Consider the following 20,307-nt stretch of genomic DNA (forward strand, 5'->3'; position numbering starts at 1 on the left):
TCCAGTCAGCCCTCCGCATTTGCTTGTCTTCCAAGTGGCTGTGCCCCAGCACGACTCACTGCGAAACCCCCGGTCGGACAACCGCATGTCGCACAACAAGCCGCCGACGCGAAGTCTAGTCCTCAGCCGTGCAGAACGTCGTGTACCGCCGACTTGAGCAGCGCGGTATGCAGCGCGATCGCCAGCGCCGCGACCTCGCGCGCCAAGTCGTCGGCGCGGTCGCGTGCGCCGGCTTTGCCGCCCTTGACCAGCGGTCCGGCGATCTGGGCGATCAGATCCGACTGCCGATCGGCGGCTGAGCGGAACGCCCGCAGGTGGCGTGGCTCGACGCCGTAGTCGGCCAGCGCCCGGGCGCACTGCACGATGACGACCGCGTGCTCGTCGAACCATCCCCCCGGCCCGGCGGTGATCACCCCGGATCGCACCAGCGCCGTCAGCAGCACATCATCGGCGCCCGAGCGTTCCAGCAGGTCCTCCCGGCTCAGCCTGACCCGCCGGGGCGGCGTGGGCGACACCGTGGCGTGGTGAGTGGCCTCGTCGACGGCCGGCACCAACCGCGGGACCGGATAGGCCGACTCGGTCAGCGGCAACGCCCCGTCCGGCTCGGCGTCCAGCCGCGCCTTGATCACCTTCAGCGGCAGGTAGTGGTCGCGCTGGGCGGTCAGGACGTAACGCAGCCGGGCGCAGTCATACGCACTGAACCGGCGATAGCCCGACGCCGCCCGCTGCGGCGTGACCAGCCCCTCGGTCTCCAGGAAACGAATCTTGGAGATCGTGACATCCGGAAATTCGGGCCGAAGCAGATCCAGTACCGCTCCGATCGACATCCCGGCCAGTTCAGGGCTGTCAGGCGCGCTCAACTCAGCTCCCCGGCCCGGCCTCGGTCTCACCCGTCTTGGGGCCGGTCAGGAACACCAGCCGGAACTTGCCGACCTGGACCTCGTCGCCGTTGACCAGGACCGCCGAATCGACCGGCTCCCGGTTGACGTAGGTGCCGTTGAGGCTGCCGACGTCGACAACCTGAAACTCGTTGCCCTCGAGCCGGAACTCGGCGTGGCGACGGCTGACCGTGACGTCGTCGAGGAAGATGTCGCTGTCGGGATGGCGTCCGGCTGCGGTGACCGGTTGGTCGAGCAGGAAACGCGACCCGGCGTTGGGGCCCCGCTTGACCACCAGCAGCGCCGATCCCGCGGGCAACCCCTCGACACCCGAGGTCAGGCTCTCACCGCCCGCCTGCGCGGGCGCGTCGAGTTCGCTCAGAAAGTCCGCGCGGAAGACCGATGTGGTTTCCACGGTGACCTCGTCGCCTGCCTGGTCCTGCCCGTTTCCCGAGTCCTTCTCCGTCACCCGCTGCTCCTCACTGGCCACTGTCGTCCTACCTGGTCGCACCCGCCGGACATCCATGGCACCGGACCCATGATTGTTGAGTCGACCGTACCGCGCAGCGGTCGATAATGTGCCCCGCACCGCGGGATCGTGTCCGTCGAATACCCGGCGCGTCCCGGCAGGCAGGCTAGCAATATTCATTCGGCCAGCGTCGCGCGGTACGCGTCGGCGCTCAGCAGTCCCGACAGGGTCTGATCCAGGGCATCGGCGGCGGCACTGTCGACCTGAAGATCCAGCAACCAGCCGGCGTCGTACGGGTCGGAGTTCACCAGCTGCGGGTTGGCGTCCAGATCGGCGTTGACGGCAACCACTTTGGCCGAGATCGGCGCATAGAGATCCGAAACGGATTTGGTCGACTCCACCTCGCCGAAGCTCTCCCCCGCGATCACCTCGGTGCCCTCGCCGGGCAGTTGCACGAAGACCACGTCACCCAGCGCCGCCTGCGCGAAGTCGGTGATGCCCACCCGGACGGTGTCCTGCCCGGTGCGCCGAATCCACTCGTGCTCAGCGGTGTAATACAGATCGGAGGGAACTAAACTTTCCGAACTCACGGTGATCGTGCTCCTTGCGCTGTCGGGTTCACTTGACTGGCTGAGCGTATTGGCGCGGTTTCGGTTGCCGCAACACGGTCACCTCCACGCGATCGGCCTGCTGCACGCCCATGGTGCCGCCGAGCCGCTTGACGCTGTCGACCGCCCCGCCGGGAATGTTCATCGCGGCCGCCAGCGTGGGCGGATCGCCTATCGCCAGAACGGAATACGGTGGGGCCAAGGCTATTCCGTCGAATTCCAGCGCCCCCGGGGGACCGGCGACCCAGGAATCCACTCCGATCCGCACCGCCTTGGCGCCATCGCGGACCTCCATCGCCTCGGCGCCTGCGGCCCGCAGCTCGTTGATCACATCGAGCATCGTCTCCGGCGCGACGCCGCGCGCCGGATCCTCGACGGTGATGACCACCCCGGGCCCGAGAGCGCCGACGGTGCCGATCATGATCGCCAGCGCGGAGAGCCGGGCCTGGGCGTTCTCGATAGCGGTCTGGTCACTGCTGCCGGACTCCTGCAGCGCCTCGAGCGTCTGCTGCAACTCGGCGATCTCGGTGCCCAGCGCGGCTTCGCGCTGACGTAGCGACTCCAGCAGTACCAACAGATCGGCCGGCCGGGCCGTTTCCAGGGCGTCGGCGGAGTCGTTCTGGCGGACCTGGGTGACTATCGCGACGCCCAGCAGCAGGCACAGCAGCATCGCCAGCACACCGAACAACGGGCCGGAGCGGCCCGGCCGCGACCGCGCGCGATCGTCCGTCTCGGGCAACTCGTGCCGCCCGTGCGGCACCGGCTCGGTACCCACCGCGTCAGGCTCCGAACAGCCGTCGTCGCAGCGCCGCGGCGTTACCGAAGATACGAATGCCCAGCACCACGATGATCGCGGTGGACAACTGGGTGCCGACCCCCAACTGGTCACCGAGGTAGACGATCAGCGCGGCGACCAGGACGTTGAACACGAACGACACGACGAACACCTTCGCGTCGAAGATCCGCTCCAGATAGGCCCGCAGACCGCCGAACACGGCATCCAGCGCCGCCACCACCGCGATCGGCAGGTAGGGCTGAACCACCTCCGGAACGCTGGGATGAAAAACCAGTCCCAGCACGATGCCGGCGACCAGCGCGGCGATACCGATCATTGAGAAATCACTCCAGCCTCCCGAACCGGACCCCTGCAAGCTTGCGTCACGACTCCCCTATCTGTTTGGCGAACCGGACATCTCGTACCGAACCCGCCGGCAAGGTCAGGTCGGCACCGGTCCGGCCGTCGACGCGCACCACCACGCCGTAGGACACTTCCAGCAGTCGCAGCCGGTACAGGCCTGGGGTGCGGTCGAAGGCATCGCGCAGCTCGCGCGGCGGCCCGATGGCCCGCACCGAGTAGGGACTGCTGATCGGCTTGTTGTCGACCAGGATCGCACCGCCGGCCTGCCGGATCGTCACGTTGGGGCCGATCCGGACATCGCCGATCGCGATCGCCTCGGCGCCGCTGGCCCACAACGAGTTGACGACGAGCTGAAGGTCGCGGTCCAGGATGATCTGCTGGCTGCCCGACACCCGCTGTTTGGAGGCGTCGGAGAGGTTTCGCCCGACGCCGGGGTCGGTCACCGTGACGATCAGGCCGGGGCCGGTCACCCGGCTGCTGGCGGCGGCCAGGCTGAGCGCGTCGAGGCCGGCCAAAACCCGCTGGCCCTCGGCGTCATCGGCCAGCCGGTGCCGGCGCAACTCGTCGACCCGGTTGGTCAGTGTCTCGCGTTTGTCGGCGAGCCTGCCGGTCACGTCTTCGGCCGACCGCACGTTCGTGGCCAGCACCTGTTGGGCGTCGCGCACCCCGGGCGCCAACGAGCGGGCCTGGGCGAACGCGACGGCGAACACGGTCGCGACCAGCAGCGCCGCCAGCGCCTCCCACCCCCACCCCGCGAGCCGGGCCCGTCCCGTGGTGACGCGCCCGGAGTCGCGTTCGGCCGCCGCCGCGGCATAGCCGGGGTCGAGGTGCTCCGACAGCAGCGAGCGCAGCAGTGAAGGCACCGCGAATCGCTGCGGCCGGCCGGCCTCGTGGGCGCCCCGGTCGCCGCCGCTGTCGTAACCGCTGAGGGCGAAAAACGGCTCAGACATCTGCTACTCGAGAGGCGACCTTCGGCATCGTGCGCGCTACCAGCCCCACCTGGATCAGGTACAGCACGAACGCCCACAGGTACATGCCCAGGCCCCAGATCAAAAAGGCCCAACCGATTGATGCCACCACCCGGCCGGCCAGCGCGTCCCACTGCCCCAACAGGATCAGCGGAAACGCCGACATCAGCGCGAAGGTGCCGGCCTTGCCGACGTAGGTCACCGGCAGCGCCGTCAGTCCCCGGCTGCGCAACACCGGCAGCACTGCGGCCAGCAGCAGGTCGCGGGCCAGTAGGGTGCCGATGATCCACCACGGCACCAGGCCGCGCAGTCCGAAGGCGACCGGGACCGCCACCATGTAGAGCCGGTCGATCGCCGGGTCGAGCAGTGCGCCCAGCGCCGACGACTGATCCAGCAGCCGGGCCAACTTGCCGTCGGCCCAGTCCGAGGCGCCGCTGAGCATGAGGATCGCCACCGCCAGCCCGTCGGCCCGCGCCACCAGCAGCAGATACAGAAAGACGCCAATCAAACCGAGACGGGCCAGGCTGATGACGTTGGGCACCGTCAGCACCCGGTCGTGGACTGGATCGGAGCCGGAGGCCATATCGACCCCCTAGCGGAAGATCCCGGGCAAACTCAGGGCGTCCATCGTGTCGTCGCTCAGCGGGTTATCCCGGACCATGTAGGTCCATGTCGAGGTGGGCCGTGCCAGCTTGGACAGGTCGATGCCCGGCTCGGACTCGATCCGTTCGGAGGTTTCGAAGGTCTGCTGGGCCGCCTCGATGGCGTCGGCGGCCAGCGAGGCGAACGCATCCAGGGCCATCCGGTGGAATTCGTCGAGCGGATTCTGCCGGCCCAGGGCGCGCAGGTGGATGCTCTCCCGGATGTCGGCCAGGAACGCCAGGTGATCGGCCCAACCGCGGTCCAGGTGGTAGAGCATGATCAGCCGGCAGATCTTCTCCAGCTTCGCATCGGCGTCGTCGCCGTCCTGGTCGAATTTCTCGCGCAGCTCGGCGAAGCGCTGCGGGGCCAGCTCGGCGAGCTCCTCGCGCGCCGCCGGGGTGGACAGCAACGTATTGCGCCGCTCCACGATGATGGCGCGCTGCTGGGCGGTCAACTGGTTGTAGCGCCAGGTGTTGGCGTGGATGTCGAGCAGCTTGCCTTCGGCGATGCGCTGGGCGTGGTCGAGCATCCCGGAGGCTTTGGGGCTCAGGATCCGCCCGTCCTCATCGGTCTCGGTCGGCAGCTTGTTGGCTTCCAGGTTGGTCGCGGCGACCTCGTCCTCCCAGCTGGAGAAGAACACCGACGAGCCGGGGTCGCCTTGGCGGCCGGCCCGGCCGCGCAGCTGGTTGTCCAGGCGCTGGGTGTGTTGCCGGCCGGTGCCAATCACGTGCAGACCGCCCAGTTCGACGATCGCGTCGTGATCCGCCTCTTCGGACCCGCCGAGCCGGATGTCGGTGCCGCGCCCGGCCATCTGGGTGGAGACCGTGACCACGCCGAGCTTGCCGGCCTCGGCGATCACGGTCGCCTCCTCGGCGTCGTTCTTGGCGTTGAGCACAACCGCCGGGACCCTGCGCTTGCGCAACCGCTCGTAGAGTTCCTCGGACTCGGCGACGTCGTGGGTGCCCACCAGCACCGGTTGACCGGTGGCGTGCACCTCGACGATGTGGGAGACGATGGCGTCGTTCTTGGCCGCCGCGGTGATGTAGACCCGGTCGGCCTCGTCCTCCCGGATGTTGGGCATGTTCGGCGGGATCGGCGAGACGCCCAGCTGGTAGAACTGGCGCAGCTGTTCGCCGGCCGCCAGCGCCGTTCCGGTCATGCCGCACACCGTGGGATAGCGGTTGACCAGTGCCTGGACCGTGATGGTGTCGAGCACCTCGCCGGTCTCGGTGGTCTCGATGCCCTCCTTGGCCTCCACGGCGGCCTGCAGGCCGTCGGGCCAGCGCTGCAGGGCGGCGATCCGGCCCCGGGAGGCGTTGATCAACTGCACCTTGCCGTCGCGGACGATGTAGTGCACGTCGCGCTGCAGCAGCACGTGGGCGTGCAGGGCGACGTTGATCTCGGTCAACGTCGAGACCACGTGTTCCTCGGAGTACAGGTCGATGCCGCCGAGCGCGGCTTCCACGCGCCGTGCCCCCTTCTCGGTGAGGTGGATGTTGCGCCGGTCCTCGTCGGAGTCGTAGTCCACCCCCGGTGTCAGCCGGCCGACCAACTCCACGATCTCCAGTCGCGGGGTTTCGCGGTGCGTGGTGCCGGCCAGCACCAGCGGCACCAGCGCCTCATCGACCAGTACCGAGTCCGCCTCGTCGATCAGCGCCACGTCCGGATTCGGTGAGACCAGATCGTCGACGTCGGTGACCAGCTGGTCGCGCAGCACGTCGAAGCCGATCTCGTTGACCGATGCGTAGGTGACCTCGCACCGGTAGGCCGCGCGTCGGTCGGCGGCGCTGGACTCGGCGGTGATCCAGCCGACGCTGACCCCCATCGCGTCCAGCAGCGGCCCCATCCATTCGGCGTCGCGGCGGGCCAGGTAGTCGTTGATCGTGACGACGTGCACATGGCGCCCGCCGATGGCGTAGCCGGCGGCGGCGATAGCGCCCGAGAGCGTCTTGCCCTCACCAGTGGCCATCTCGACCACGTCGCCGGCCAGCATCCGCAACGCGCCCTGCAGCTGAACATCGAAGGGGCGGAGCCCGATGCTGCGCTCGGCGGCTTCGCGGGCGATCGCCAGGAACTGCGGGATGTCCGAGGCGTCGGCCAGATCCTTGAGCTTGAGAAGCTGGGCGGCCTTGCGCAGCTGGTCGTCATCGAGCCCGGCGGCCTTCTTGGCGTAGTCGGCGGCCGCGGTCACCTCGGCCATCGAGCGGCTCTGGTTCTTCTCGGTGCTGGCGCCCAGCAGTTTCCAGAATTTTCCGCTCAACCGGCCCGACTTGGGACGCGAGGTTCCGGAGACCGTTTTCGACGTGTTAGCCACAGCACAACGGTACCGGGCTGCTTCGGCGGTGCTCATCCGACGCCGCGCCGCGCTACGCGGTAGGTTTCGCACGAGATTTTTGGTCTACCGGCCGGCGCCTGGCTCCGGCGGCGAAGGAGACGTGGCAGTGGACTCGAAGCCGTTCAACCCGTCCATCGACTGGTCGCAGGCACTGCCCGATTCGCTGCTCTGGATCGCGATGGCCTGGACCATCAGCGCCGTCTGCGTGGTGGCGGTGGCGGCGCTGCTGCGGGTGAGCACCCGCTGGGGACGACAATTCTGGCAGATCACCGGCGCCTACTTCACCGGACGCGACAGCGTCCGGGTCTGGCTGATGCTGGGCGTGCTGCTGCTGTCGGTGATCACCGCGGTGCGGCTCAACGTGCTGTTCAGCTTCCAGGGCAACGACATGTACTCCTCGCTGCAGACCGCGTTCCAGGGCGCCGCCGGCGGCGAGGACGCGATCCGAGATTCCGGCGTGCACGGGTTCTGGATGTCGATCGGCATCTTCAGCCTGATGGCGGTGCTGCACGTGGCGCGGGTGATGCTCGACATCTATTTGACCCAGCACTTCATGGTGAACTGGCGGATCTGGCTCACCGAGCGGCTCACCGGCGACTGGCTCGACGGGCGGGCTTACTACCGCGCCCACTTCATCAAGATGCCGCAGGACCCCATCATCGGCGACGCCGTCGAAGGTGCGATCGACAACCCGGATCAGCGCATCCAGCAGGACATCGACATCTTCACCGCGGGCAACGGCGCCAATCCCAATGCGCCGGCCAACAGCTCCGCCAGCACCCTGCTGTTCGGCGCCGTCCAGTCGATGGTGACGGTGGTCTCGTTCACCGCGATCCTGTGGAACCTGTCCGGGACGCTGACGGTGCTGGGAGTCGACATCCCCCGGGCGATGTTCCTGATCGTCCTGGTCTACGTCACGATCGCCACCGTCGTCGCCTTCTGGATCGGCCGACCGCTGATCCGGCTGAGCTTCCGCAACGAGCTGACCAACGCGGCGTTCCGGTATGCGCTGGTGCGGGTGCGCGATGCCGCCGAATCCGTCGCGTTCTACCGGGGCGAGCTCGCCGAGCGGATCCAGCTGCGCAAGCGGTTCGGTGCGATCATCGACAACTACCTGAAGTTCGTGAACCGGACCATCGGCTTCGCCGGCTGGAACCTGTCGGTGAGCCAGGCGATCGTGCCGTTGCCCTGGGTGATCCAGGCGCCGCGGCTGTTCTCCGGGCAGATCATGTTCGGCGGGGTGGCGCAGACCGCGACGGCCTTCGGCAACATCTCCGACTCACTGTCGTTCTTCCGCAACGCCTACGACAACTTCGCCGGCTACCGTGCCTCGATCATCCGTCTGCACGGGCTGGTCGAGGTCGACCGGGAGGCTCGCGAGCTGCCCGAACTGCTGGTCAAGCCCAGCCCGGACGGCACCGTGGCGATCGAGGGCGTCGAGGTGCGCACGCCGGCCGGCGATCCGCTCATCGAGGCGCTCGACCTGCACCTGGACATCGGCGACGCGGTGATGATCGCCGGGCCGTCGGGCAGCGGCAAGACCACGCTGCTGCGCAGCCTGGCGCAGCTGTGGCCCTACGCCTCGGGCACCCTGCGGCGCCCGGATGCGGCCAACGCGACGATGTTCATCTCCCAGCTGCCCTATATCCCGCTGGGTGATCTGCGGGCGGTGGTGGCCTATCCGCTGGCTGCCGGTGAGGTGTCCGACGGCGAGATCGCCGAGGCACTGGCCAAGGTGGCGTTGCCGAATCTGGTCGACCGGCTCGACGACGTCGAGGACTGGGCCAAGGTGCTCTCCCCCGGCGAGCAGCAGCGGGTGGCCTTCGCCCGTCTGCTGTTGACCCGGCCCAAGGCCGCCTTCCTCGACGAGTCGACTTCGGCGCTCGACGAAGGACTCGAGTTGACGCTGTACCGCCTGCTGCGCAGCGAACTTCCCGACACCATTCTGGTCAGCGTGAGCCACCGGCACACCGTCAAACAGCACCACAAGCACGTGCTGGAGCTGCTCGGGCAGGGCCGCTGGGAACTCAGTCCCGTTTAGCTTGCCGCCGCGTGCACGCCGGCGCGGCGGCCGAAGAACGAACCCTCCCCCAGCTGGGTGCCGCTGGCGTAGCCCTTACCGTCCTGGGCGATATTTGCCGCACAGGCACCGGCGGCGTAGAGCCCCGGTACCGGACTGTCGTCCTCGCGCAGAACTTGGCCGTCCACCGATGTGGCCAGCCCGCCGATGGTGAAGCCGGCATACATCGCCTTGCCCAGCGACAGGTCGAACGCGCCCCACGGGCCGGTGTCCTGTGGAGCGAGGAACGGCGGCTGCTTGTGGAAGTCCGGGTCTTCTCCGCGGGCCGCATACGTGTTGTAGCGGTCCAGCGTCGCCACCAGGTTCCCCTCCGGAATGCCCAGTGCCGCTTCCATTTCCGTCACCGACTCCCAGCCGTCGATCAACGGCACCAGCGGCACCCGCGGCTTGCGCAGGTGTGTTTCGTCGACGATCAGGAACGCCGCGCTGTCGGGCTGGTCCATCACGAACCCCGAAGTGCGTGAGTGGTACGAGTCCTCGGCGACGAACCGCTTGCCTTGCGAGTTGACGATGATGCCGGTCAGCAGGATCGACGGCGGGTAGACCGGCGCGGTGATGAACACCTGGTCCATATGCTTGGTGGCGCCGCCCACCGACATCCCCAGTCGAATGCCCAGCCCGTCGTCGTAGGTGTTGCCCAGCACGAACGGTTTCTCCGCCAGCTTGGGTGTGTATCTGGCGACCATGTCGGGGTTCATCACGAATCCCCCGGCCGCGATCACCACCGATTTCGCTTTGATCGCACCGCTTTCGGCGTAGCGCTTCCAGGTGACGCCGGTGACGCCGCCCGAGGCGTCGGTTTCATGCGGCGCTCCCAGCTTCGGCTCTCCTCCGTCGAGCCTCGCTGAACCGCCGGTAACCAGGCCGGTCGCAGCGGTCTCGTAACGGATCTGCACGCCAAGGTTTTCGGCGCGCTTGAGCAGCAGGTCGATCACCATCTTGGCGCCCTGGGTATCGCCGGGCACCGGCACCTTGTGCCCGCGCGGTGCCGGGACAGCCTGGTTCAGATACGGCCACACCTTCTCGTTGCCGGTGTACATCAGCCCCTCGGTGTTGGGCTGAATCACCGCCTTCTCCGGGTAGTAGCTGCGTTCGAACTGAAAACCCAAGTCCTCCAGCCAGTTGAAGTGCTCCACGCTGCCGTCGCAGTACGCCCGGATCTTGTCGTGCTCGGGCTCGCGCGAGACCGCGACAAGGTACTTGTACATCTCATCCGGTGAGTCCGCATGCCCGGTGGCCTGTTGCACCGTGGTGCCGCCACCGAGGTAGAAGTGCCCGCCGGCCATGGCCGTGGTGCCGCCGGCCTCGGCGGCGCGCTCCAACACCAGCACCCGCGCCCCGGCCGCCGCCGCGCTGACCGCCGCGCAACCGCCCCCGATGCCGAATCCGATCACCACCACGTCGACCTCGTCGGACCATGACGTCACCGTGTCGGCACTGGTGGTCTCCGGTATCTCGGTGGTCATCGGCGGCTCCTTCTGGTCGGCGGCGCGGCTCACCGCTGCTGTTGTTTGATGTAGTCGAAGACGGATCGGATCTCCGGCGGAATGTGCGCGATCTCCACGAACGGCACGCCCGCCTCGGGCGCCGAGACGTAGGCGAAGCGCATACCGCCGGGCATCACGCCCTGCGAGACGATCTCGGCGCCGTTGGCGGCCGCGTCGTCGAGCATCGCGGCGAAGCCGTCGGCGTCATCGGCCTCCACGCAGATGTGGTGCAGCCCGGGCCCGCTGTCGACGAGGAAGTCCTGATAGATGCTGCGCCCGCTCACCGGTGCGATCAGCTCGAGCTGCATGTCGCCGAGATAGCTCAACGCGATGTCGGCGACGAAATCCGCCGGCTCACCGCGGTAGCTGCACGTGTCCGGGGCGAAGTGCACCCCGGGCATGCGGACCCATTTGCGCACCCCCAACAGCGCGCTCAACATCGATTCGGTGGCGGCCAGATCGTTGGTGACCCAAGCGATCTGGACGGGCGTTCGCGGCGGCGAAATCATGTCGGAGGGGATGCTACTCCGACGTCTTCGCGGACCTGCTGGGAGATCGCCGACCATGACACGGCGGCAGGGTATTCCCCCCACACGCTGTTGAACAGGCCGACGATCCGGGCCAGGCCGGGCCCGCGGATCACATACACCGGGCCGCCGGAATCGCCCTGCTGACTGCGAACACCGCCCCCCATGGTGAACCAGCCGTTGTTGACCCGCTGGACGGTCCCGCAAGTCTCTCCGGTGACGATGCCGAAGTGGCAGACCGGTTCGCCGGGGGCCACGCCGTCGTCCGGGCCGGTCTCGAGACGCAGACCGCCGGGCAGGATGTCATTGGAGTCGACACCGTCGGCCAGCACGATGGCCTCGTAGTCGGCGATCACCTGGTCGGTGTTGACGGTCGCACCGTTGGGCGTGTTGTCGCGGAAGGTCGCCAATGTGCCGATGACATTGCCGGCCCGGTCGGTGACGGGGCCGCTGCCCCGGCAGTGACCGGCGGTGAAGGCGACGCGCATGACCGGGTCGACGTAACCGAGTGTGCAGACATGAGTGTCCTGGTGGATCTCCATCCCCGGGAACACCAGTACCGGATCGGCACCAGCGGTGCCGATCGCCGGAATCGCGGTCGCCACCCCGACCGCACCGCACACCGCCAGCACCCGCACCATGCGCCCGCGCACCGTCGACTCCGATCGTTGAGGGCCGGTTCGAGTCCGGCCGGTGTTCGACCGCCGTGATCACCGCCGCAGCGCAGCGGCCCGGCCCGGTGTGGGCTCCGAGCCGCCGCGCCGGCGGTCAGCGGCGATCAGGGGATCGTCAGCTCCTGGCCGGGGTGGATCAGGTCCGGATTGGCGATACCGCTGGCCTCAGCGATCTGCGGGTACTTGTTGCCGTCGCCGTAGAACCGCTCGGCGATGGCCCACAGGGTGTCACCGGCGACAACGGTGTAGGTGCGCGCAGCGGGCGCTTCCGGCGCTGCGGGAGCAGCGGGCGCCTCAGGGGCCGCCTCGGGCTTGGGGGTTTCGGCCTTGGGCTCCTCTGGCGGCGGAGCGTCGGTCTCGGTCTTGGTGGACCAGGCCGCACCGTCGGCGGCATAGAGCACCAGGTTGCGGTCGTCCTGGAGAACCAGCTTGACGTCCTTCTTGCCCTTGGTATCGGTGTGCCAGATCGGTTTGTCCGCGGTGTACAGCACGAAGTTGCCGTCCGGTTGCACTTCGGCGCGCACCACGTCGTTGCCGTTGGTGCCGGAAGCCCAGACCGCCTTGCCCCGCGACGCCAGCACCAGGTTGCCGTCGTCCTGCAAGGTCAGGGTGTATGCCCCGTTTTTGGAGGTCAGCGACTCGCCCTTGACGAGCTTCTTTCCTGCGGTGAGGGTGTCTCCCAAGCTCTGCGCCACGTTGTCCCCTTCTCATCGGCACACCGCGGCGCAGGGCGCCGGGCGGTGTCGCTGCGATACGACGTCGCAAGCCTATGCGAACAGCGGTCGGTGCGCTCCATCATTGCGGCAGTGCCGCCGGTGGGGCCGCCCTCGTCGCCGACGGCACCGGGTGCCAGCCCGGTGGCCCGAAAACGTATCCGAGCCGGTCACGCCACCGGCTAGCGCCGCGCAGATCGGCGATGATCGAGGCGTATTCGTGGATCTGCAGCGTCACGATGTTGAAGGTGCCGACCTGCTTGGTCAGCCCGTAGCGCGGACGAAACCGCTCGGGTGCGAAGGTGCCGAACAGCCGGTCCCAGATGATGAGGATGCCGCCGTAGTTGCGGTCCAGGTACTCCGGGTTCATCCCGTGGTGCACGCGGTGGTGCGACGGGGTGTTGAAGACGAACTCGATGGGTCGCGGCAGCTTGTCGATCCGCTCGGTGTGCACCCAGAACTGGTAGATCAGGTTGACCGAGAACGCGGCGAACACCATCCACGGCGGAATTCCCAAGAGCGGCAACGGGATCCACACCAGGATCTCGCCACTGTTGTTCCACTTCTGCCGCAGCGCGGTGGCCAGGTTGTAGTACTGACTGGAATGGTGCGCCTGGTGAGTGGCCCAGATCAGCCGGATCCGGTGCGCCATCCGGTGGTAGGTGTAGTAGAGCAGGTCGACGCCCAGGATCGCGATCACCCACGTGTACCACTGCTTCGGCGAAAGATGCCAGGGCGCCAGATAGGTGTAGATCGCCGCATAGCCGAACAGCGCGAGCAACTTCCAGCCCGCGGTGGTGGCCACCGACACCAGTCCCATCGAGATACTGGTCCAGGCATCCCTGGCCCGGTAGGACCCGCGTTCGAGGTCTTCCAGCTTGCGGGCGGCAGTCCATTCCAGGGTCAGCAGCAGCAGGAAGAACGGGATGGCGAACAGCACCGGGTCGCGCATCGGCGCGGGCAACACCGACCACACACCAGCGATCCAATCCACCGTGCTCACCTCCGCCTCGATGCCAGCCTAGGCTGCCCTGCCGGTGCTTATTCCGGCGACAGCGACGCCGGGTCCTCGGAGTGCCAGTGCACCGCGTAGACGCCCGGCTGCAGCGACAATTCGCCGACCAGGCGCTCGAGGCGGTCCGGCGCCCTGCTGTCCGCGAGCATGGACGCGGTGAGCGCGATGTTGTCCTCGGCGTCCTTGCCGGTGTGGATCCCGCGCAGCACCAAGTCGTTGCCGGCGGTGTGCTGCACGATCTGGGCGCGCAGGTACTTCTCGGACTTGGGCCGGCAGATCACCTGCACCTGGTAGGGCGACTGCGGTTCGTCCTCCTCGATGTGCTGATCGCGGTCGATGAGCCGGCCCAGCGGTCGCAGCAACAGGTGGGTGCCGACGATCGCGCCGGTGCCGATCACTGCGAACAGCAGGTTCCCGGCCGCCGCCAGCACTCCGACGGCAGCCGAGCACCACAGCGTGGCCGCGGTGTTCAAGCCGCGGACATTGAACCCTTCCCGCAGGATCACTCCGCCGCCGAGGAACCCCACCCCGGACACCACATAGGACGCGACCCGGGTGGAGCTGGTGTCCCCGGCGGTGACGCCGTACAGCACGAACAGCGTTGCACCGGCGGCCACCAGCGCGTTGGTGCGCAACCCCGCCATCCTGGCCCGCCACTGGCGTTCCAGCCCGATCAGCGCGCCGCAGCCCAAGCCGACGGCCAGTCGCAGCGTGAACTCGGCGACGCTCAGCGTCTGCATGAGCTAAACCCTGTCACAGGCCCTAGCCGGCGACTACCGGCCGACCCATCACGGTGGGCTTGAAGCCGTACCGCGGAGCGGCGAAACCGTAGTTGCGGCCCTGCCCGGCGCCGGCCAACGGCACGCCCGGCATACCGGCCGCGCCGGCCTCCGGCGCGTGCGCGGCAACCGTCCAACCGGTGGCGGCCACGGCGCTGCCCGGGGCTGCGGTAGCCGGGATGGACGCCGCCCACGACGGCGGCACCGACAGCGCGCCGACCGTGGACGCGTGGCCCATGGTCGCCGAGGCGGTGCCCAGGCCGCCCAGCCCGGCACCCAGGCCGTGCATTCCGGTGCCGAGTCCGCCGAACCCGCCGAACATCGGCGTGAACGGGTCGATGGCGCCCAAGCCCAGCGGGTCACCCGCGGCGATGGCAGCACCGCGTACCACCGCCATGTCGGCGGCGAAGTTGGAGATCCCGGCCGCACCCATCGGGGAAAACGAGCTGCTCATCAGGTTGGTCAGCGCGTTGCCCAGGTCGCCCGCACTGATGCCTTCGCCTCCGGTGACCGGCGGCGTGGGCGGCTGCACCGGCGCGGCAAGGGACTGCAGCGTCTGCGGCGTGTTCGTAATCGCCTGGGACAGTGTGGATTGCGCATTCGACGACGCCGCGTTACCGGCGGCTTGGGCGACCGCGGCCTGCTGAGCGCCCTGCGACGACGGGTCGGCGACCTCGCGCGGCGAGCTGAACGGTGTCACCTTGGTGGCCGCCGCCGACGCGGCCGCGTAGCCGTACATCGCGGCGGCGTCCTGGGCCCACATCTGGCCGTAGTGGGCCTCGGTGGCCGCGATCGCCGCGGCGTTCTGGCCCAGAAAGTTGGTGGCCACCAACGTCGCGAGCTGGCTGCGGTTCGCCACGATGAGCGGCGGCGGAACCGTCATCGCGTAGGCCGCATCGAATGCCGCGGCTGCCGCCTTGGCCTGTGCCGCAGCCTGTTCCGCCTGAATGGTGGTGGTGCCCATCCAAGCCGCGTAGGGCGCCGCCGCGGCGGCCATCGCGTTGGACGCCGGGCCCATCCAACCCTCGCTGACGAGTCCGTTGATGACCGACTGGTAGGCCGCCTCGGCCGCGGCGAGCTCGGCGGCCATCTTGTCCCAGGCCCCCGCGGCGGCCATCATCGGCCCCGAGCCGGGGCCGGTGTAGATACGAGCTGAGTTGATTTCCGGCGGGAATGCTCCGAAGTCCATGGCATTGCTCCTTTTTGATCGGTGGTTTTTGTCCAGATCGCTGGGCGGTCTTGGCGGGTGTGCAGGCACGGTCGATGGCCCGATGGCGGGCAGCCGGTCATGGCGACATGCCGGAGCTGGGCACGTCGGGAGAATCGCTGCTCGGCGGAAAGACCGAGCTGTCAAGCGATTTCAGGACATGGCGAAGCCTGGCGCTCTCCGCGAACGGAAGGCACGCCAGTCGACGAATTCAGCGCCGGTGCGAATCAGAGGGTGAAAGCGGTACCGAGAGCGAAGGAGACGACCATCGATCTCGGATAGGAACTATCACTCGGACTCAATGTCGCTCTCACCTCCTCTCGGCCAGGGCACGCGCGGGTGCCTGCACGTATGCACACAGAGGTGAATGCGCCCGGCCAGACAGCCGGGCTCCGCACCCCTCTCGTCAGAGCTTCGGCACTGCACGGCGTGTCCTGACCTGCGCAAATTATGCAGGTCCGGAAGCCACTTGGGCTCAACCCTTAATCCGGGAGGAGCTGTCCTGACCCGGGGCGTCTTTCGACGTTCGGGGTCAGTGGCCTGTATCCGTGCAGACGCCTCACCTAACGAGGTGCTTGCCTCACCATAGTGCACCAGGTCGCTGGCAGGGTCAATCGGCCACGGCGCGTCGTCGATCACTTCACGACCACCGGTCCGCGCCGGCACCGAAAACGCTTGTCGTCGAAGCGGAATTAGCGCCCGCGTCAACCCGGTTGTCGATCCGGCCCGGTGGCGTTCTGGCCGTCGCGGTTGACGTGTACGGCGTGCACCCCGGGTTGTTCGGCCAGTTCCTCGAGCAGGCTGTCGAGGCGGCTGGGGTCGACGTGCCAGTGCTGCACCTCAGTCGTGCCGGCCAGCTCGGTGACCAGGCGTTCCAGCCGGCTCTGCGCATGGCCGTTCATCGCCGCGGCGGGACGACTCCGCGGTGCGGCGCCGGTGAGCGCCTGTCCGGCCAGACTCGCCATCGCCAGGTCACCGAACACCCCGGTGGGGATTGCGGCGGCCGGCGCCGCCGCCGACGCGGCAGCCGGCAAGGCGGTGGCCGCCAGCTTGGCCACCGGCGCGGTCGTCACCCAGTTCGGCGGGACACTGAGTCTGCCGATCGTGCCCGCGCGGCCCGCGCCGGCCGAAACCGATGCGGAGCGCAGCGGTGCGGATGCTTCGGCGGCCAGCATCGTTGCGCCGGAACCGAACCCGGCCCGGCCGCCGGTGGCCGCGGCGATGTCGAGGTCGATCGTGAGATTGCGGGAGTACTGGATCAGGCCGTACAGCACCGTCTTGATCGCGTCGTTGAACGGCACAATGCTCTTCGGCAGGATCTCGAAGTAGGAGACCAGCTGCGACAGGGTCGGTGCGGCCGGTGGCGCCGCTTGCGCGGAAGCGAGCCCGTTCAGCGCCTGCGGTAGCGCGGCGATCAACTGCGACAGCTGAGTGTGTCCGCTGCCGGCGGTGGCCGCGGCCACCTGCCCGCTCACGCCGGAGGGGTCGGTGGTGGCCGGCGGTTCGGTGAACGGGGCCAGCGCGGCCGCCGCCGCCGACTGCGCCGCGTAGCCATACATCGCGAGCGCATCCTGCACCCATAGCTGGGCGTATTCGGCGTCCAGCGTCGCGATCGCCGCGCTGTTCTGTCCGAGCACGTTCGTCGCGACGAGCGTCGCCTGCGCGCTGCGGTTCGCCGCGATCACTGGCGGCGGAGCAACGGCCGCATAGGCCTGATCGAAAGCGGCTGCGGCCGCGGTGGCTCGGGCGGCGGTCTGCTCGGCCTGTGCCGCGGTCGCGTGCAGCCAGGTCACGTACGGCGTGACGGCGGCGGCCATCGCCTCCGAGGCCGGTCCGAGCCACGCCTGGTCGCTGAGGGCCGCCAGCACCGACTGGTAGGTCTCGGCGGTCGAACCGGTTTCGGCGGCCAGGCGGCCCCACGCCGTCGCCGCGGCCACCATCGGCCCCGATCCCGGTCCGGAATACAGTCGCCCGGAATTGACTTCCGGTGGCAGTGCTGCGAAATCCATGGCGATCACTCCCGGCCCGGCGGGGGGCCGGTGTCCGGTTCGCCGGTATCGAAGTAGATCTCGTGCACACCGGGCTGCCCGGACACCTCACTCAGCAGGGTTTTGAGCTCGCCCGGCTCGACATGCCAGTGTCGTACCTCGCTGATTCCGGTGAGCCGGCCGACGATTCGCTCGCCGTGCGCGTCCGGCCGGTCGCCACGTTTGCGCCGGCCGGCGCGCCCGGCGGCCACACCGGCCAGACCGGCCTCAGCCATGCCCGCGCCGCGTCCTGCGGGTGCGGCCGCGGCGGCCGCCGATGCGGTGGGCGCCGCAATTACGGTGCTGGTGGCCTCGGGCACCGCGTCGGTCCAGGACGGCGGGACCGCAAGCTTGCCCACCACGCCCGCGTTCCCGGTGCGCGCGGCCACCATCGGCCGGGCACCTCCGGCCGGAGCCGCCGCTTCAGCGCTGCCCGATACCTGTGCACCGGAACCGAACCCGGCCCTGCCGCCGGTCGCCTGGGAGAAGTCGAGGTCGGTGTTGAGATTGCGCGCATACTGCCCCATGCCGTAGAGCACCGATATGTTGGAGTCGTTGGCGGGCAGGATCGTTCGCGCCAACGTCTCGATGTAGGAGGCGGCCTGCGACACCGGGTCGGTGCTCTGCGCCGAGGCCAGCGCTCCGAGCGGAGAGGCCGGGGCACCTCCGGAGCCGGAGAGCCCGCGCAATGCCTTCGGTATGGCGTTCAGCAGCTGGGTCAGCTGGTCGCCGGTACCAGCGCCGTGTCCGGCCGATCCCTTGGTCACCGGGGGCGGCGCGGTGAACGGCTGCACCGCCGACGCGGCCGCCGAGCGCGCCGCGTAGCCGTACATCGCCATCGCGTCCTGTAACCACATGTGGTTGTACTCGGCCTCGGTCGCTGCGATCGCTGGCGTGTTCTGCCCGACCACGTTGCCGGCAACCAGGCTCGCCAGCAGGCTGCGGTTGGCGGCGATCGCCGCGGGCGCCACCATCGCGGCGAACGCCTGCTCGAAATCGCTGACCGCCAGCATCATTCGGCTCGCGGTGTGCTCTGCCGCCGTTGCGGTGGCGCCCAGCCAGTTCGCATAGGGCGTCGCGGCGGCCGCCATGGACTGCGACGCCGGCCCGAACCAGCTCTGCCCGGTGAGCTCGGCGATCACCGTCTGATAGGCCGAGGCCACCGCGTTGAGTTCGCCGGCCAGTCCCCGCCAGGCGCCGGCCGCGGCCAGCATCGAACCGGTGCCGGGGCCGGCATACATGCGCGCGGAGTTCAGCTCCGGGGGCAGGGCTCCGAAGTCCATGCCGAGCACGGCTCAGTCCTCCGCCGACGGTGGGATGACGATGATGGTCGCCTTGCTCGGCTTATTGGGCTTGCTCGCCGCCGCCAGGCCGGTCGCCCCGCCCACGTCGCGACCGGCGGCTCCCCCGCTGACCGCCATGGCGCGTCCGGCCAGGCTCCCCAGAGCCAGGTCGCCGGCCAGTCCACTTTCACCCTCCGCGGCAACCGCCACAACGGCTTGCGGTCCAGCCTCGGGGAAGACCGCGGCGACGGCCTTCGCGGTGGAGGTCTGGGCGATCCAGCCTTGTGGCACCGACAACCGCCCGATCGAACCGCCGTTGCCCAGTCCCGCCGATACCACCGGCGCGCCGGCCAATCGGCTTCCGGCCAGCGCTCCGGCGGGAAGCGCCTTCGGTTCTTCGAGCCAGGGTTTGGGCCCCATCGCCCGGTTCACCGCGGAGACCACGTTCGCGCCGTTCATCGGCAACAGCACGCACTGGATCGCCAACAGATAAGGGATACCGCCGATCCCGAACAGCGAGATCGGCGAGAGTGGTCCCGCCAGGAAGTCAAGGATCGACGTCGGCTCCGCCTGGGCCGCCCCCGATACCGCCATGTTCTGCAGCGCCTGCGGCACCGTCGAGATCAGTTGGGTCAACGACGACTGCGCCTGGGCACCGACGCCGGCCCCCGCCTGGGTGGCTGCCGCGGTCTGGGCTTGCAGACCGGCAGGGTTGGTGGTCTGCGGCGGCGTGGCGAACGGGGACAGCGCGGTGGCACTGGCCGACGCACCCGCGTAGCCGTACATGGCGCCGGCATCCTGCGCCCACATCTGGGTGTATTCCAGTTCGGTGGCAGCGATCGCCGCGGTGTTCTGGCCCAGGATATTGGTGGCGATCAGTGCCAGCAGCAGGCTGCGGTTCGCGGCGATCACCGGTGGCGGCACCGTCGCCGCGAACGCCGACTCGTAGGCGGCGGCGGCAGCCCGGGCCTGAGCGGCGGACTGCTGGGCTTGCGCGGCGGTGCTGCTCATCCACCCGGCGTAGGGCTGTGCGGCCGCCGACATCGTCGCCGCCGTCGGACCGGACCAGACTTGGGCGAGGCTGGTGACCACCGAGTGGTACGACGACGCGGTCGAATTCAACTCGGCGGCAAGGGCGTCCCAGGCGGCGGCGGCCGCCAGCAGCGGTCCCGCACCGGGACCGGAATACATTCGCCCCGAGTTGATCTCCGGCGGCAACGCTCCAAAATCCATGCCCTCCACCTCTGATCGATTGGCCGCCGCGTAAAACTCCGATCAGCCGGTGACGGTGCAGTGCCCCGGTGGGCTCGGGTCGGTCAGGCCCAGCTGGAGCCCACCGAGGCGTCGGTGTTGGCCATGTTGTTGCCGGCGGTCTGCACCTTCTGACCGTGGGCGTTGGCCTGCTCGTAGATGACCGCGAAGTTGCGGCCCAACTGCGCCACGAACTCCTGGCAGGCCACCGAACCAGCGCCACCCC

General features: G+C 68.8%; 19 protein-coding genes, 1 pseudogene and 1 riboswitch. Of the genes and pseudogenes, 1 reads left to right on the forward strand and 19 read right to left on the reverse strand.

Annotated elements, in window-relative coordinates; all coding sequences use genetic code 11:
• Positions 1 to 122: 122 nt before the first annotated feature.
• The 8 genes from ftsR to secA2 all read right to left on the reverse strand — a co-directional run bounded on the left by ftsR (position 123) and on the right by secA2 (position 7,017).
• Positions 123 to 860 (reverse strand): transcriptional regulator FtsR, encoded by a 738-nt coding sequence (gene ftsR / locus AC5Y31_RS21190; RefSeq protein ID WP_082966522.1) that lies wholly within the window; start codon positions 858 to 860, stop codon positions 123 to 125.
• A gap of 1 nt (position 861) precedes the next feature.
• On the reverse strand, positions 862 to 1,347 hold the full coding sequence (gene garA, locus AC5Y31_RS21195; protein ID WP_207511731.1) for a glycogen accumulation regulator GarA: 486 nt from the start codon (positions 1,345 to 1,347) through the stop codon (positions 862 to 864).
• 176 nt (positions 1,348 to 1,523) lie between these two features.
• Entirely contained in the window at positions 1,524 to 1,937 is a 414-nt protein-coding gene (gcvH, locus tag AC5Y31_RS21200; RefSeq protein ID WP_065025423.1) for a glycine cleavage system protein GcvH, read from the reverse strand.
• Between the two features lie 28 nt (positions 1,938 to 1,965).
• Positions 1,966 to 2,730 carry a DUF881 domain-containing protein gene (locus AC5Y31_RS21205; protein ID WP_499982795.1) on the reverse strand — a complete coding sequence of 255 codons (765 nt, stop codon included), beginning with the start codon at positions 2,728 to 2,730 and terminating at the stop codon, positions 1,966 to 1,968.
• A 4-nt stretch (positions 2,731 to 2,734) separates the two neighbouring features.
• A complete protein-coding gene (locus tag AC5Y31_RS21210) occupies positions 2,735 to 3,067 on the reverse strand; it encodes a small basic family protein (protein WP_064855409.1) in 333 nt (110 codons plus the stop codon).
• A 46-nt stretch (positions 3,068 to 3,113) separates the two neighbouring features.
• Positions 3,114 to 4,043, reverse strand: a complete 930-nt coding sequence (locus AC5Y31_RS21215; RefSeq protein ID WP_065025422.1) for a DUF881 domain-containing protein — start codon at positions 4,041 to 4,043, stop codon at positions 3,114 to 3,116.
• Positions 4,036 to 4,644: a CDP-alcohol phosphatidyltransferase family protein gene (locus AC5Y31_RS21220; protein WP_499982803.1), complete on the reverse strand. Its 609-nt coding sequence runs from the start codon at positions 4,642 to 4,644 to the stop codon at positions 4,036 to 4,038. The genes AC5Y31_RS21215 and AC5Y31_RS21220 overlap by 8 nt, the downstream gene beginning before the upstream one ends.
• Before the next feature lie 9 nt (positions 4,645 to 4,653).
• Positions 4,654 to 7,017, reverse strand: a complete 2,364-nt coding sequence (gene secA2, locus AC5Y31_RS21225; RefSeq protein WP_499982805.1) for an accessory Sec system translocase SecA2 — start codon at positions 7,015 to 7,017, stop codon at positions 4,654 to 4,656.
• A gap of 127 nt (positions 7,018 to 7,144) precedes the next feature.
• On the opposite strand from secA2, the gene AC5Y31_RS21230 reads away from it, so the two are divergent.
• Positions 7,145 to 9,079 (forward strand): ABC transporter ATP-binding protein/permease, encoded by a 1,935-nt coding sequence (locus tag AC5Y31_RS21230; protein ID WP_499982823.1) that lies wholly within the window; start codon positions 7,145 to 7,147, stop codon positions 9,077 to 9,079.
• Here the strand turns inward: AC5Y31_RS21230 and AC5Y31_RS21235 are convergent.
• The 11 genes and pseudogenes from AC5Y31_RS21235 to AC5Y31_RS21285 all read right to left on the reverse strand — a co-directional run.
• The gene (locus AC5Y31_RS21235) at positions 9,076 to 10,584 is read right to left on the reverse strand and encodes an FAD-binding protein (RefSeq protein WP_499982808.1); all 1,509 of its coding nucleotides are present in this window, start codon (positions 10,582 to 10,584) and stop codon (positions 9,076 to 9,078) included. The two genes, AC5Y31_RS21230 and AC5Y31_RS21235, sit on opposite strands and share 4 nt — an antisense overlap.
• A 29-nt stretch (positions 10,585 to 10,613) precedes the next feature.
• Positions 10,614 to 11,114, reverse strand: coding sequence for a VOC family protein (locus AC5Y31_RS21240; RefSeq protein WP_499982810.1), 501 nt, complete (start codon positions 11,112 to 11,114; stop codon positions 10,614 to 10,616).
• The gene (locus AC5Y31_RS21245; RefSeq protein ID WP_499982825.1) at positions 11,111 to 11,773 is read right to left on the reverse strand and encodes an Rv1815 family serine proteinase; all 663 of its coding nucleotides are present in this window, start codon (positions 11,771 to 11,773) and stop codon (positions 11,111 to 11,113) included. The genes AC5Y31_RS21240 and AC5Y31_RS21245 overlap by 4 nt, the downstream gene beginning before the upstream one ends.
• 137 nt (positions 11,774 to 11,910) lie before the next feature.
• Positions 11,911 to 12,489 carry a LysM peptidoglycan-binding domain-containing protein gene (locus tag AC5Y31_RS21250; RefSeq protein ID WP_109401112.1) on the reverse strand — a complete coding sequence of 193 codons (579 nt, stop codon included), beginning with the start codon at positions 12,487 to 12,489 and terminating at the stop codon, positions 11,911 to 11,913.
• Positions 12,490 to 12,601: 112 nt separating this feature from the next.
• Positions 12,602 to 13,513: a sterol desaturase family protein gene (locus AC5Y31_RS21255; protein WP_499982812.1), complete on the reverse strand. Its 912-nt coding sequence runs from the start codon at positions 13,511 to 13,513 to the stop codon at positions 12,602 to 12,604.
• A gap of 47 nt (positions 13,514 to 13,560) precedes the next feature.
• A complete protein-coding gene (locus AC5Y31_RS21260) occupies positions 13,561 to 14,274 on the reverse strand; it encodes an MgtC/SapB family protein (protein WP_499982816.1) in 714 nt (237 codons plus the stop codon).
• A 22-nt stretch (positions 14,275 to 14,296) separates the two neighbouring features.
• The gene (locus AC5Y31_RS21265) at positions 14,297 to 15,502 is read right to left on the reverse strand and encodes a PPE family protein (RefSeq protein WP_065025414.1); all 1,206 of its coding nucleotides are present in this window, start codon (positions 15,500 to 15,502) and stop codon (positions 14,297 to 14,299) included.
• A gap of 409 nt (positions 15,503 to 15,911) precedes the next feature.
• Positions 15,912 to 16,098, reverse strand: a riboswitch (M-box (ykoK) riboswitch).
• A 126-nt stretch (positions 16,099 to 16,224) separates the two neighbouring features.
• Entirely contained in the window at positions 16,225 to 17,529 is a 1,305-nt protein-coding gene (locus tag AC5Y31_RS21270) for a PPE family protein (RefSeq protein WP_499982819.1), read from the reverse strand.
• Between the two features lie 5 nt (positions 17,530 to 17,534).
• Positions 17,535 to 18,830 carry a PPE family protein gene (locus AC5Y31_RS21275; protein ID WP_499982821.1) on the reverse strand — a complete coding sequence of 432 codons (1,296 nt, stop codon included), beginning with the start codon at positions 18,828 to 18,830 and terminating at the stop codon, positions 17,535 to 17,537.
• 12 nt (positions 18,831 to 18,842) lie between these two features.
• Positions 18,843 to 20,063 carry a PPE family protein gene (locus AC5Y31_RS21280; RefSeq protein WP_065025413.1) on the reverse strand — a complete coding sequence of 407 codons (1,221 nt, stop codon included), beginning with the start codon at positions 20,061 to 20,063 and terminating at the stop codon, positions 18,843 to 18,845.
• An 83-nt stretch (positions 20,064 to 20,146) separates the two neighbouring features.
• A pseudogene (locus tag AC5Y31_RS21285) lies at positions 20,147 to 20,307 on the reverse strand (type VII secretion protein EsxI); the annotation flags it as partial.

This window comes from Mycobacterium sp. NGS18, from assembly GCF_059813185.1.

Bases quoted from the DNA above. Each gene is read 5' to 3' on its own strand.
- AC5Y31_RS21210 (WP_064855409.1), bottom strand. From the start codon at position 3,067: ATGATCGGTATCGCCGCGCTGGTCGCCGGCATCGTGCTGGGACTGGTT.
- AC5Y31_RS21215 (WP_065025422.1), bottom strand. From the start codon at position 4,043: ATGTCTGAGCCGTTTTTCGCCCTCAGCGGTTACGACAGCGGCGGCGAC.
- AC5Y31_RS21220 (WP_499982803.1), bottom strand. From the start codon at position 4,644: ATGGCCTCCGGCTCCGATCCAGTCCACGACCGGGTGCTGACGGTGCCC.
- AC5Y31_RS21235 (WP_499982808.1), bottom strand. From the start codon at position 10,584: ATGACCACCGAGATACCGGAGACCACCAGTGCCGACACGGTGACGTCA.
- AC5Y31_RS21240 (WP_499982810.1), bottom strand. From the start codon at position 11,114: ATGATTTCGCCGCCGCGAACGCCCGTCCAGATCGCTTGGGTCACCAAC.
- AC5Y31_RS21245 (WP_499982825.1), bottom strand. From the start codon at position 11,773: ATGGTGCGGGTGCTGGCGGTGTGCGGTGCGGTCGGGGTGGCGACCGCG.
- AC5Y31_RS21260 (WP_499982816.1), bottom strand. From the start codon at position 14,274: ATGCAGACGCTGAGCGTCGCCGAGTTCACGCTGCGACTGGCCGTCGGC.
- AC5Y31_RS21265 (WP_065025414.1), bottom strand. From the start codon at position 15,502: ATGGACTTCGGAGCATTCCCGCCGGAAATCAACTCAGCTCGTATCTAC.
- AC5Y31_RS21270 (WP_499982819.1), bottom strand. From the start codon at position 17,529: ATGGATTTCGCAGCACTGCCACCGGAAGTCAATTCCGGGCGACTGTAT.
- AC5Y31_RS21275 (WP_499982821.1), bottom strand. From the start codon at position 18,830: ATGGACTTCGGAGCCCTGCCCCCGGAGCTGAACTCCGCGCGCATGTAT.
- AC5Y31_RS21280 (WP_065025413.1), bottom strand. From the start codon at position 20,063: ATGGATTTTGGAGCGTTGCCGCCGGAGATCAACTCGGGGCGAATGTAT.